9 protein-coding genes and 1 pseudogene are annotated in these 12,919 nt (G+C 68.6%); all 10 read left to right on the forward strand.

Annotation, left to right across the window (positions count from 1 at the left end):
- Positions 1-635 precede the first annotated feature (635 nt).
- Positions 636-1,655 (forward strand): rod shape-determining protein, encoded by a 1,020-nt coding sequence (locus O3Q52_RS35990; RefSeq protein WP_037747701.1) that lies wholly within the window; start codon positions 636-638, stop codon positions 1,653-1,655.
- Positions 1,656-1,831: 176 nt separating this feature from the next.
- Entirely contained in the window at positions 1,832-2,776 is a 945-nt protein-coding gene (mreC, locus tag O3Q52_RS35995) for a rod shape-determining protein MreC (protein WP_269652819.1), read from the forward strand.
- A gap of 19 nt (positions 2,777-2,795) precedes the next feature.
- Complete coding sequence (gene mreD / locus O3Q52_RS36000; RefSeq protein WP_269652820.1) at positions 2,796-3,479, forward strand: rod shape-determining protein MreD; 684 nt, start codon at positions 2,796-2,798, stop codon at positions 3,477-3,479.
- A gap of 82 nt (positions 3,480-3,561) precedes the next feature.
- Positions 3,562-5,817: a penicillin-binding protein 2 gene (gene mrdA, locus O3Q52_RS36005; RefSeq protein WP_269652821.1), complete on the forward strand. Its 2,256-nt coding sequence runs from the start codon at positions 3,562-3,564 to the stop codon at positions 5,815-5,817.
- On the forward strand, positions 5,814-7,013 hold the full coding sequence (gene rodA, locus O3Q52_RS36010; RefSeq protein WP_269652822.1) for a rod shape-determining protein RodA: 1,200 nt from the start codon (positions 5,814-5,816) through the stop codon (positions 7,011-7,013). The genes mrdA and rodA overlap by 4 nt, the downstream gene beginning before the upstream one ends.
- 50 nt (positions 7,014-7,063) lie before the next feature.
- Positions 7,064-8,578, forward strand: a complete 1,515-nt coding sequence (locus O3Q52_RS36015; RefSeq protein ID WP_269652823.1) for a CYTH and CHAD domain-containing protein — start codon at positions 7,064-7,066, stop codon at positions 8,576-8,578.
- A gap of 140 nt (positions 8,579-8,718) precedes the next feature.
- On the forward strand, positions 8,719-10,680 hold the full coding sequence (locus tag O3Q52_RS36020; protein ID WP_269652824.1) for a TIGR03960 family B12-binding radical SAM protein: 1,962 nt from the start codon (positions 8,719-8,721) through the stop codon (positions 10,678-10,680).
- A gap of 471 nt (positions 10,681-11,151) precedes the next feature.
- Positions 11,152-11,562 carry a hypothetical protein gene (locus O3Q52_RS36025; protein WP_269652825.1) on the forward strand — a complete coding sequence of 137 codons (411 nt, stop codon included), beginning with the start codon at positions 11,152-11,154 and terminating at the stop codon, positions 11,560-11,562.
- 353 nt (positions 11,563-11,915) lie between these two features.
- The gene (locus tag O3Q52_RS36030; protein WP_269652826.1) at positions 11,916-12,338 is read left to right on the forward strand and encodes a hypothetical protein; all 423 of its coding nucleotides are present in this window, start codon (positions 11,916-11,918) and stop codon (positions 12,336-12,338) included.
- A 165-nt stretch (positions 12,339-12,503) separates the two neighbouring features.
- A pseudogene (locus tag O3Q52_RS36035) lies at positions 12,504-12,919 on the forward strand (restriction endonuclease); the annotation flags it as partial.

Here is a 12,919-nt window from a genome sequence, read left to right on the forward strand (position 1 = left end):
GCTCCAGGCTCCACGCTCCACGCTCCAGGCTCACGCCTCAGGACCCAGGCCCGCGCCTCAGGACCCTGCGGCCCCAGGGCCAGGTCCCGTGGGTGGCCCACCCCTGGCAGCCCCGATCCGGCTCCTCCGCCCAGGAGGACACACCCGGGGAACCGGTTCTGCACCCAGCAGACCCGGCAGGCCCGGGCCGCCGGGCCCAGGGGGCTCGAATGCCCGGTGAGCCCGCGCCCAGCGAGCTCGCGCCGGCGAGCCCATGCCCGGTCTCCGGCCCCGTCGCCCCACCCCGTCACCCCCTATTCATCACCCACCCACCCATTCGCCCCACCGAGAACCCGCCCCACCAAGAATCTTCTGATGTCATGTCAGGCACCTGGGCTTCTGACCTGGGAGCGGCGCACAATGGCTGCTGTCGGTTGGCATATGCGTGGCGATCGAGGGAACGCGTTCCCCCGATGGACCGTCTCCAGAAGCGGGGCGGCACGTCATCTGGTCACAATGGCGAAGACCCTCGCGCGGTGTTCGTACAGGCGAGACTACGATGGAAGCCTTCACGTCACAGCGCTCACCCTCGCCGACCTAAAAAGCCATCAAAAGCTCCACTTGGGAAGGCCAGACGAATCCTGATGGGGAACTCAATGTCGTTCATCGGCCGTGACATGGCTGTCGACCTCGGGACCGCCAACACGCTGGTGTACGTCAGGGGTCGCGGGATCGTACTCAACGAGCCGTCCGTCGTCGCGATCAACACCAACACCGGTGGCATCCTCGCGGTCGGCGCGGAAGCGAAGAAGATGATCGGGCGGACGCCGGGCAACATCGTTGCCGTGCGCCCGCTGAAGGACGGTGTCATCGCCGACTTCGAGATCACCGAGCGCATGCTCCGCTACTTCATCCTGAAGATCCACAAGCGGCGCTATCTCGCGCGTCCTCGCGTCGTCGTCTGTGTGCCCTCGGGCATCACGGGCGTCGAGCGCCGTGCCGTCATCGAGGCGTCGTCCCAGGCCGGCGCCCGCCAGGTGCACATCATCGAGGAGCCCATGGCCGCGGCCATCGGCTCCGGCCTGCCGGTCCACGAGGCCACGGGCAACATGGTGGTGGACATCGGCGGCGGCACCACGGAGGTCGCGGTCATCTCGCTCGGCGGAATCGTCACGGCACAGTCCATCCGTGTCGCTGGCGACGAGCTGGACAACGCGATCATCCAGCACATCAAGAAGGAGTACTCGCTCCTCCTCGGTGAGCGGACGGCAGAGCAGATCAAGATCACGATCGGTTCCGCGTACGACCTCGACAATGACGAACACACCGAAATCCGCGGCCGGGACCTGGTCTCCGGCCTCCCGAAGACCGTTGTCATCTCGGCCGCCGAAGTCCGCAAGGCGATCGAGGAGCCCGTCAACGCCATCGTCGACGCGGTGAAGACCACCCTCGACAAGTGCCCGCCGGAGCTGTCCGGCGACGTCATGGACCGCGGGATCGTGCTCACCGGTGGTGGCGCCCTGCTCCGTGGTCTCGACGAGCGGCTGCGTCGCGAGACCGGCATGCCGATCCATATCGCGGAGGATCCGCTCGACAGCGTGGCGCTCGGCTCCGGCAAGTGCGTCGAGGAGTTCGAGGCGCTCCAGCAGGTTCTGGACGCCCAGCCGCGCAGATGACGTAACTCTTCGATTCCGCCGTACGGGATGATCCCTTCTCGTACGGCGGATCGTTGGTATTCAGGCATAAGCTCCCCCATAACGCCGCCCGTGGGTCCGCACTTCTGGGTCCGCACTCCGGGGATATTCCGGGTGAGCCATACACGTATTCGACGAGGAAGGCACGGCCGCCGCACGTGAGGGACACACGAGAGAGCCGGCTGCTCTTGGTGCTGCTGATCGCCATCGCGTTCGCTTTGATCACGGTGGACATCCGCGGTGGCAAGGATTCGCCGGTCGACGGTGCCCGGCAGGCCGCCGCCACGGTCTTCGGCCCGATCGAGGACGGGGTGTCCTCCGCGGTCGACCCCGTCGGCAACGCGATCGAGGCCGTGAAGGGCTCCGGTGGCCGCCACGACCGCATCGCCCAACTGGAGCGTGACAACGCCGCGTTGAAGGCGAAGCTGGGCAGCGACGACCGTAACCGCAGCCGCCTCAAACAGCTCGACAAGGTCCTCAAGACGGCCGGCGCCGGGCAGTACGGCATCAAGGGTGCCGAGGTCATCGCCATAGGAGCGGCCCAGGGCTTCTCCTGGACCGTGACCATCGACGTCGGCGCGAACGACGGCATCAAGCGCGACATGACCGTCCTGAACGGGGACGGGCTGGTCGGGCGCGTCACCACCGTGGGGCCCAACACCGCCACCGTGCTGCTCGCCAACGACCCCGACTTCACGGTCGGCACGCGCATGGAGGCCACCGACGAGCTGGGCTTCGCCTCCGGCCAGGGCGACCGCCCGCTGCGCGTGGAGCTGCTCAACGGCAAGGCCAAGATCAAGAAGGGCGACCGGCTGGTCACCTTCGGATCCCAGGCCGACAGGCCGTTCGTGCCCGGTGTGCCCGTGGGCATCGTGTCCCGCGTCGACCCCTCCGGCGGCGACCTGACCCGCACGCTCTACGTCACGCCGTACGTGTCCTTCACCAAGCTCGACATCGTCGGCGTCGTCGTCCAGGCCCCGCGCAAGGACCCACGTGACGACGTGCTGCCGCCCAAACCGGAGCCAACGCCCACGCCGACCGTGACCGTGACGGTCACGCCCTCGGCGAACGCGCCCGCCGACGGTCTGCAGCAAGAGCAGTAGGAAGTAGGAGCTGAATCCCATGCGCTTCAACCGAATGCTGCTCTCCACCACCCTCGTGGTCGTCGCCCTGGTGATCCAGGTGAGTGTCCTGGCCCGGCTCCACCTGCCGGGCGCCGTGCCCGACCTGCTGCTGCTCACCGTGCTCGGCCTCGCCCTGGTCTACGGCCACGTCGGCGGCGCCCTCGTCGGCTTCGGCGCGGGCCTGCTCGCCGACCTGGCCCCGCCCGCCGACCACGCCGCCGGGCGCTACGCCCTCGTGCTGTGCGTCATCGGCTACCTCGCCGGACTCGCCAAACCCGATCACGGCCAGCTCAAGTCCGCCACCGGCCCGATGGCCGTGGTCGTCGCCGCCGCGGTCGGATCCACCCTCCTGTACGCGGGAGTGGGCGCCCTCGTCGGCGACACCGCGGCCCGCCACGTGGGCCTGAGCAGCCTGCTGTTCACGGCCGCCCTGTACGACCTGCTGCTCGCCCCGTTCGTCGTGCCGGGGATCATGGCCCTGGCCCGGCGCGCCGAGAACGACCCGCTCGCGGAGGCAGGCGGCGGCGGTGGTGGTTCCGGCAAGAAGCCCGACGTCACCGCGGGCTGGCTGTCCTCCGGGACGGGCCTGAGCATCGGCAGCCAGCGAGGCGGCCTGAGAGTCAAGGCGGCCAGGGCGCGCGTCGCGCGTGCGGGGCGCATCAAGGGGGTCAAGCGGCTGTGAGAGCGGCGCTCACGACAACAACTGCACATCGGATGGGCTCTCACGACGACAGCACACCGTATGAGCTGAGGGAGGGGGAGCAGTGACCAATATCCCGGAGACCGGCCGGACCCCACGGGTCCAGATCCGGCTCGTCGTCATCCAGATCCTCGTGCTCTCGCTCCTGGGCACCCTCGGCGGGCGCCTCTGGTACCTCCAGATCCGCAACGGTGACGAGTACGCCAAGGAAGCCTCCGGCAACCACGTCCAGCAGGTCGTCAGCCCCGCCGTGCGCGGCTCGATCCTGGACGCCCGAGGGGTGCCGATCGCCGACAACGAGACCCGGCTCGTGGTCTCCGCGTCCCGCACCGACCTGCTGAAGATGAAGGACGACGGCGACGCCGTCCTCACCAAGCTCGCGCGCGTCCTCGGCATGAAGGCCAAGGACGTCATGGACAAGGTCCGGCTGTGCGACTCGAAGACGCCGCAGCCGTGCTGGAACGGCTCGCCCTACCAGCCGATCCCCATCACCGACGAGGCCACGGCCAAGCAGGCCCTGCAGATCCGCGAGCGCGCCGAGGACTTCCCCGGCATCACCGCCGAACCGCAGGCCGTCCGCCGCTACGCCGCCCCCGGCGAGGCCAACACCGCGCAGGTCCTCGGCTATCTCTCGCCCGTCACCGACGAGGAGATCACCAAGGCCAAGGACACCGCATCGCCGTATCTGCGCTCCGACCAGGTCGGCCGCTCCGGCCTTGAGCGCGAGTACGACAAGGAACTGCGCGGCAAGGCCGGCGTCACCCGCTACGAGGTCGACAACCTCGGCCGCGTCATCGGCCAGGCCAAGAGCGACGAGGCCGAGCCCGGCGCCAACGTCGTCACCAGCATCGACTCCCGCGTCCAGCGCGTCGCCGAGTACGAGCTGAACGAGGCGATGAAGGACGCCCGCGACGTGTTCGACGACAACACCGGAGAGAACTACAAGGCCGACTCCGGCGCGGTCGTCGTCATGGAGGCCAAGACCGGCCGGGTCGTCGCGATGGCGTCCAACCCGTCGTACGACCCGAACGCCTGGGTCGGCGGGATCTCCGGCAAGGACTACACCAAGCTCACCGGCAAGGGCTCCAACTACCCGCTCCTGAACCGCGCGATCCAGGGCCAGTCGGCCCCCGGCTCAGTCTTCAAGGTCATCCCGACGGCCGCCGCGATCAACGCGGGCTACTCCTTCAACGGCCCCTACGAGTGCTCCAGTTCGTACTCCATCGGCGGCCAGGTCTTCAACAACTTCGAGTCCAAGGGGTACGGCCCGATCAGCCTCGGCCGCGCGCTGGAGGTCTCCTGCGACACCGTCTTCTACCGGCTCTCCCACGAGGAGTGGAAGCGGGACGGCGGCACCAAGCCGAAGAAGAACGCCAAGGACTGGTTCTACAAGACGGCCCACCAGTTCGGCCTCGGCAAGGAGACCGGCATCGACCTGCCGAACGAGGTCGCCGGCCGCGTCCCCGACCGCCAGTGGAAGCAGGACTACTGGAAGGCCAACAAGGACGCCTGGTGCAAGTACGGCAAGAAGGGCGGCTCCTACGCCCAGCAGATCGCGTACGAGAACTGCCTCGAAGGCAACCGGATGCGTGCCGGTGACTCCGTCAACTACTCGATCGGCCAGGGCGACACGCTCGTCACCCCGATCCAGATGGCGACGATCTACTCGGCGATCTCCAACGGCGGCACCCTCTACGACCCGACCGTCGGCAAGGCGATCATCAGCCCCGACGGCAAGACCGTCCAGGAGATCAAGCCCAAGTCGCACGGCAAGCTGCCGATGACGCAGAAGACGCGCGACGAGATAAACGGTGCCCTCGCGGGAGTCGCGACCCGCGGTACGGCCGCCTGGCGGTTCGGCGGCTGGCCGCAGGACAAGATCCCGATGCACGCCAAGACGGGTACGGCCGAGGTCTACGGCAAGCAGACGACCTCGTGGTTCACGACGTACACCAAGGACTACTCGGTCGTCATGACCATCTCCCAGGGTGGTACGGGTTCCGGCGCCTCGGGCCCCGCCGTGCGCAACATCTACAACGCGCTGTACGGCGTCTCCGAGGACGGCGCGATCGACAAGAAGAAGGCCCTGCTCTACGACCCGCAGAAGAGCCTCCCGAAGATCGAGACCGACGGTTCGATCGACTCCCCGAAGGTCGAGAAGTACCCGGCCAAGAAGGAACAGGCCTCCGAGGAGGGGCAGCAGCAGCCGGTGAACGGTGACGACCCGGCCGCCACCGTGCCCGACCCCAACACCGGCAACAACCGCGACACCCGAAGGCGCTCGGCCCGCCCGAAGAAGAGGCGGAGGACGCTCACATGACCGGCTCGAACGGGTTCTCCGTCTCCGGATACGGGCCCGAACGCTCCAGCCTGTCACGGCTGTTCGCCCGCGACTCGCTGGCCCGCAGACTCGACTGGCCGATACTGTTCTCGGCCATCGCGCTCTCCCTGATCGGCGCGGCCCTCGTCTACTCGGCGACCCGCAACCGCACCGAGCTCAACCAGGGCGACCCGTACTACTTCCTGTTCCGGCATCTGCTCAACACGGGCATCGGCTTCGCCCTGATGATCGGCACGGTCTGGCTCGGCCACCGCACCCTGCGCACGGCCGTACCGATCCTGTACGGGATCTCCGTCCTCCTGATCCTCCTTGTGCTGACCCCGCTCGGCGCGACCATCAACGGCGCGCACGCGTGGATCGTCATCGGCGGCGGCTTCTCGCTCCAGCCCTCCGAGTTCGTGAAGATCACGATCATCCTGGGCATGGCGATGCTGCTCGCGGCCCGGGTCGACGCCGGCGACAAGCCCTACCCCGACCACCGCACGGTCCTTCAGGCGCTCGGCCTGGCCGCCGTACCGATACTGATCGTGCTGCTCATGCCCGACCTCGGCTCGGTCATGGTCATGGTGATCGTCGTGCTCGGCGTGCTGCTCGCTTCCGGCGCCTCCAACCGCTGGGTCTTCGGACTCCTCGGCGCCGGCGCCCTCGGCGCGATCGCGGTCTGGCAGCTCAAGATCCTCGACGAGTACCAGATCAACCGCTTCGCGGCCTTCGCCAACCCCGAGCTCGACCCCGCGGGCGTCGGCTACAACACCAACCAGGCGCGTATCGCGATCGGCTCCGGCGGTCTCTTCGGCACCGGCCTCGGCAAGGGCTCGCAGACCACCGGCCAGTTCGTGCCCGAGCAGCAGACGGACTTCGTCTTCACGGTCGCGGGCGAGGAACTCGGCTTCGTCGGCGCCGGACTGATCCTGGTCCTGCTGGGCATCGTGCTGTGGCGGGCCTGCCGCATCGCCCGCGAGACGACCGAGCTGTACGGCACGATCGTCGCCGCCGGGATCATCGCCTGGTTCGCCTTCCAGTCCTTCGAGAACGTCGGCATGACCCTCGGCATCATGCCGGTGGCGGGTCTACCACTGCCTTTCGTGTCGTACGGAGGCTCGTCGATGTTCGCCGTCTGGGTCGCCGTGGGCCTCCTGCAGTCGATTCGAGTCCAACGGCCGATGTCGGCCTAGCGGACTTTCGGGGTCTGCCCATGGACCGGATTCGCGACTAGATTCGGTTCATGGCGGACACAAAGCGGGAGATCGAGCGTAAATACGAAGCCGATGAGAGCGCCGGACTGTCGGACCTGCCGGACCTGACACGGGTCTCCGGCGTCTCGGCCGTCATCGACAAGGGCGTCGCCGAACTCGACGCGACCTACTACGACACGCCCGATCAACGGCTCGCCGCCGCGTCGCTCACCCTGCGCCGCCGTACCGGAGGCGACGACGCGGGCTGGCACCTGAAACTGCCGGTCTCCGAGGGCGTACGGGACGAGATCCACGCCCCGCTCTCCGACACCGTGCCCCGGGCGCTCAGCGGACTCGTCCGCTCCCGGGTGCGCGACGCCGAACTGGTCCCCGTCGTACGGCTGCAGTCGGCCCGCGACATCCGCCACCTCGTCGACGCCTCCGGGGGACTGCTCGCCGAGGTCAGCGTCGACCGCGTACACGCCGAGCGGCTCAGCGGCGGCGACGGCACCGCCGAATGGACCGAGATCGAGGTCGAGCTGGCCGACGACGGCGACCCCGCCTTTCTCGACAAGGTCGAGAAGAAGCTCCGCAAGGCCGGCGTCTCCCGCTCGAAGTCGGCGTCCAAGCTGGCCAGGGCCCTCGGGGAGACGGGCCAGGCGCCCCGCAAGCAGGCCGTCGTGGAGGCGGCTCCGGTCACCTCGGGCGACCACGTCCTCGCGTACGTCCGGGTCCAGCGCGACGCGATCATCGAGCTCGACCCCGCCGTCCGGCGTGACCTGTACGACTCCGTGCACAGCATGCGCGTCGCCACCCGCCGGATGCGCAGCGCCTTCCGCTCGTACGGGAAGGTCCTGGACCGGGCCGTCACCGACCCGATCGGCGAGGAGCTGAAGTGGCTGGCCGGGGAACTGGGCGTCGACCGCGACCAGGAGGTCCTGACCGACCGGCTCACGGCCGCTCTCGACGCACTCCCGCGCGCCCAGCTCACCGGGCCCGTCCGCACCCGGATCCGCACCTGGTCGCACGCCCGCCGCTCCGGCTCCCGGCGCCGGCTGATCGCGGTCCTCGACGGCAGGCGGTACCTGGACCTGCTCACCGCCCTCGACACCTTCCTCGCCACCCCACCGCTGCTCAAGGCCGCCTCGGGCGAACCGGAGAGGGTGATCTCCAAGGCCGTGCGCAAGGACTTCGACAAGCTGTCCGGCCTGGTCTCGGAGGCCATCGAGCTGCCGCCGGGCCCGGACCGCGACCTCGCGATCCACGAGGCCCGCAAGAAGGCCAAGCGCACCCGGTACTCGGCGGAGGCGGCCACCCCCGCCCTCGGCAAACCCGCGAAGAGCCTGACGAGCGACATGAAGTCCCTCCAGAGCCTGCTCGGCGAGCACCAGGACAGCGTCATGGCCCGTGAGGCCCTGCGCGACGTCGCGACCCAGGCGCACGCGGCGGGGGAGAACGCCTTCACGTACGGGGTGCTGTACGGGCGTGAGGAGCGGGCCGCCGACGGCGTCGAGGCGGACCTGCCGGGGGCGTGGCAGACGATCCGGAGCGGGACGCTTCTCTGACGATCTCCGCTCCGGTCGGCGGGGATCTCCGCATCGGACGGCGGCGACCTCCGCTCCGGACGGCGGACGGGGGGTGGCTCCCGGCACGTTAGGCTGGATGGTCACCCCTGTCGGATCTCACCCCACCAAAGGTTTGCGAGATGTCTGCCGAAGTCGCTGCATCGGTGTTCCCGCAGCTCGAAGCTCTGCTCCCGCATGTGCAGAAGCCGATCCAGTACGTCGGCGGAGAGCTCAACTCCACGGTCAAGCCCTGGGAGACCACTGACGTCCGCTGGGCACTCATGTACCCGGACGCGTACGAGGTCGGACTGCCCAACCAGGGTGTCATGATCCTTTACGAGGTCCTGAACGAGCGTGAGGGCGTCCTCGCCGAGCGCACGTACAGCGTGTGGCCGGACCTGGAGGAGCTGATGCGCGAGCACCGGGTCCCGCAGTTCACGGTGGACAGCCACCGCCCGGTGAAGGCCTTCGACGTGTTCGGCCTGTCCTTCTCCACGGAGCTGGGCTACACGAACATGCTGACGGCCCTGGACCTGGCGGGGATTCCGCTGGAATCGAAGGATCGGGGGATGGACGACCCGATCGTGCTGGCCGGCGGCCACGCGGCCTTCAACCCCGAGCCGATCGCCGACTTCGTCGACGCGGTGATCATCGGCGACGGCGAGCAGGCCGTGCTCGACATGACCGACATCATCCGCGCCTGGAAGGCGGAGGGGCAGCCGGGCGGCCGCGAGGAGGTCCTGTTCCGCCTCGCGAAGACGGGATCGGTGTACATCCCGGCGTTCTACGACGTCGAGTACCTGGCCGACGGCCGTATCGCCCGCGTGGTCCCCAACAAGTCGGGCGTCCCGTGGCGGGTGTCGAAGCACACGGTCATGGACCTGGACGAGTGGCCGTACCCGAAGCAGCCCCTCGTCCCGCTGGCCGAGACGGTCCACGAGCGCATGTCGGTCGAGATCTTCCGCGGCTGCACGCGCGGCTGCCGCTTCTGCCAGGCGGGCATGATCACCCGCCCCGTGCGCGAGCGCTCCATCACGGGCATCGGTGACATGGTGGAGAAGGGCCTGAAGGCGACGGGCTTCGAGGAGGTGGGCCTGCTGTCGTTGTCGTCGGCCGACCACTCGGAGATCGGCGACATCGCGAAGGGCCTGGCGGACCGGTACGAGGAGGACAAGATCGGTCTGTCCCTCCCGTCGACCCGCGTGGACGCCTTCAACGTGGACCTGGCGAACGAGCTGACGAGGAACGGCCGGCGCTCGGGCCTGACCTTCGCGCCCGAGGGCGGCTCGGAGCGCATGCGCAAGGTCATCAACAAGATGGTCTCGGAAGAGGACCTGATCCGCACGGTCTCCACCGCCTACGGCAACGGCTGGCGCCAGGTGAAGCTGTACTTCATGTGCGGCCTGCCGACGGAGACGGACGAGGACGTCCTCCAGATCGCGGACATGGCGATGAACGTGATCGCCGAGGGCCGCAAGGTCTCCGGCCAGAACGACATCCGCTGCACGGTGTCGATCGGCGGCTTCGTCCCGAAGCCCCACACGCCCTTCCAGTGGGCGCCGCAGCTGTCGGCGGAGGAGACGGACGTACGTCTCGGAAAGCTCCGCGACAAGATCCGCGGCGACAAGAAGTACGGCCGCTCCATCGGCTTCCGCTACCACGACGGCAAGCCGGGCATCGTCGAGGGCCTGCTCTCCCGCGGTGACCGCCGCATCGGTTCCGTCATCCGCGCGGTCTACGAGGACGGCGGCCGCTTCGACGGCTGGCGCGAGCACTTCTCGTACGACCGCTGGATGCAGTGCGCCGAGAAGACGCTCCCCGCCTTCGGCGTCGACGTCGACTGGTACACGACGCGCGAGCGCACCTACGAAGAGGTCCTCCCCTGGGACCACCTGGACTCCGGCCTCGACAAGGACTGGCTCTGGGAGGACTGGCAGGACTCCCTCGACGAGACAGAGGTCGAGGACTGCCGCTGGACGCCTTGCTTCGACTGCGGTGTCTGCCCGCAGATGGATACTTGGCCACAAGTAAGCAACAGCGGCAAGAAGTTGCTGCCGCTGACGGTCAAGAAGGATGCTGCGGCCAGCGGACACACCCACTGACGTGTGTGAGGCGAAGGGGCGGGTCGCGGAGGCGCTGGGGGAGGACGGCAGCGAGGAAGATGTGGCTGCCGTCCTGAGGGCGCTCGGTGCTCGGGGTGGACGGCAGGGGATCGTGCGGGAGGTGCCGAGGACGCCTCTGCCGCCTCCTGGAGGCTCGACGACTGTCCAGTCCGAGGTGGAGTGGGTCTGAGGGTGGCTGACGGCCGGGGGAGAGCCGTACTCGGCGCCGGTGTCACCTGTGTGGCTGCTCTCAGATCGCGAGGCCCGCCCTTGCTTCCTAGCGTGGCGGTATCCGCTACGGAGGAGGCAGCCATGCCGACAAATGAGCCGCCTGCCGACGGTCCGCGGTGGGGAAGTCGGGGTAACGGTCCTGCTGCCCCCTCTGGGCAGTGGACGTCTCCCGCTGGGCCGCCTCAGAAGAAGCCGCGGGGCCGTGCCTGCCTCTGGGGGTGCGGTGGCGCCCTGGCCGCGGTGATCGTCATCGTCGTGGTGGTGCTGGTGATCGCGCAGGGGGATGGCGATGAGAGCACCGCACCTGCGCCCAGTAAGACCACTACGGACACGACGCCGCGAGAGAAGACGCAGGAACCCCGGGGGGAACGAGCGGACCTCACGAGCTTCCAGCTGGACGACCGCTCAGAAGCCGGTATCACCAATATCTGGGTCACCTGGACGATCAAGAACAGCAGCGGCGAGAAGTCCGACTACTCATGGGACTGGGAGGCGGTCGACGCCAGCGGCACCCGACTTACGAACGGTTCGCAACTGGAGACCAACGTGCAACCCGGCCAGACCGCCCGGGGTGAGTACCCCACAACGCTCAAGACCGTGAAGGGCGTCAAGCTCAACATCACCAGCTTCAACCGCACTGCCAGCTACTGAACAGGGCGGCGGCTCCTGAATAGACCCAGCTGCGGTGGTTGAAAGCCACTCCCGGTGCGTCAGTTGCTGTTGGTCTTATCCCGCAGATGGACACCTCCATCCAGATCGGCCCCACCGGCAAGAAGCTGCTCCCGCTGACGGTCAAGAAGGACCCTGCGACGAGCGGGCACGTTCGCTGAGGTGGGTGGGGCGTTGGGGCGCGTTGTGGACGCCCTGGGGCGGGGACGGTAGCGAGGGGTGGGGGCTGCTGCCGCCCACGGAGCGCGGCTGCCGTCCCCTGGCCGGCCGCTCTTGGATCGCGCGATGCCTTCTGGCTTCCTAGCGTGGCGTTATCCGCTACGGAGGGGGCAGCCATGGCCGGGCTTCCGCAGAAGCCGCGGCGGAGCCGTGCGTGCCTGTGGGGTTGCGTCGGGGCTCTGGCCGCGGTGGTCGTCATCATCGTTGTCGTGGTCGTGCTGGTGATCGCACTGGCAGGGACGGACGAGAGCCCCAAGAATCCGCCGTCGGCCGACGTGAGGGTCACGTCCTGCACCGTCGATGCGGCAACACGGCTGCCTTCGGCCGGACTTGAGATCCACAACCACAGCTCGAAGACCTCGACGTACGGCGTCACGGTCGAGTTCAGGGCCCCGAACGGAACACGTCTGTCCGAGGGAGCGGCCCTGTCCCTGACCGTCGCGCCCGGTCAGAAGGTGACGACCACGGCTGCCGGTAAGGACCAGGTCGCGCAGAAAGTGACGTGCAAGGTGACGAAGGTGAACCGGATCGCGGGCTGAGTCGTCCACTGCGGTCGTGCTGGAGGGCGTTCACCGGGTGCGGGTCACTCTGCCAGGTGGATGGGCGTGTGGGTGATTGCGGACTAGAGTCGTCTGGTTACGGTCAGTTGTGGGGTCGGGGTTCGGGGGCAGGGCCTCGGAGTTGTGGGGGAGGGCCTGTAGAGCATGAGTCGTCGCTCCAATGGGTTGGTCGGGATCTGGGCCGAGGTGCAGCGGCAGCAGCAGCGTCAAGTGGAGGAGCGGGCGCGGCAGGAGAGGGAGTTCGAGCGGCAGCAGCGGTTCCAGCAGCGGGAGTTGGCGCGCAGCCGGCGTGAGCATCAGGCCGCGTACCGGCAGCAGCGGGAGGCCGACGCGAGGCGGCGTACCGAGGAGTTGGACGCGCGCGTCGAGTCCTTGCGGGGGTTGCTGGCCGCGGGGTGCCGGGCTCCGGCCTTCGGGACCGCGCAACTCGCCCGCGCCGAGCAGGTGGAGCCCTTCGCGCCCGGGCCGCTGGCGTATCCGCGGCCGATGCCTGATCCGAATCAGTACCAGGCGCAGGGCGGTTGGGGGCCCGGCGCCGGCCGGCGGGCCCAGGCGCAGGC

Origin of the sequence: Streptomyces sp. ActVer, from assembly GCF_027270795.1 — a bacterium.
GTDB classification, from domain to species: Bacteria; Actinomycetota; Actinomycetes; order Streptomycetales; family Streptomycetaceae; genus Streptomyces; species Streptomyces umbrinus_A.

Coding starts and splice junctions, on each gene's coding strand:
- O3Q52_RS36030 (WP_269652826.1), top strand. CDS start 11,916: ATGGCCGGGCTTCCGCAGAAGCCGCGGCGGAGCCGTGCGTGCCTGTGG.
- O3Q52_RS36020 (WP_269652824.1), top strand. CDS start 8,719: ATGTCTGCCGAAGTCGCTGCATCGGTGTTCCCGCAGCTCGAAGCTCTG.
- O3Q52_RS35990 (WP_037747701.1), top strand. CDS start 636: ATGTCGTTCATCGGCCGTGACATGGCTGTCGACCTCGGGACCGCCAAC.
- rodA (WP_269652822.1), top strand. CDS start 5,814: ATGACCGGCTCGAACGGGTTCTCCGTCTCCGGATACGGGCCCGAACGC.
- mreD (WP_269652820.1), top strand. CDS start 2,796: ATGCGCTTCAACCGAATGCTGCTCTCCACCACCCTCGTGGTCGTCGCC.
- O3Q52_RS36015 (WP_269652823.1), top strand. CDS start 7,064: ATGGCGGACACAAAGCGGGAGATCGAGCGTAAATACGAAGCCGATGAG.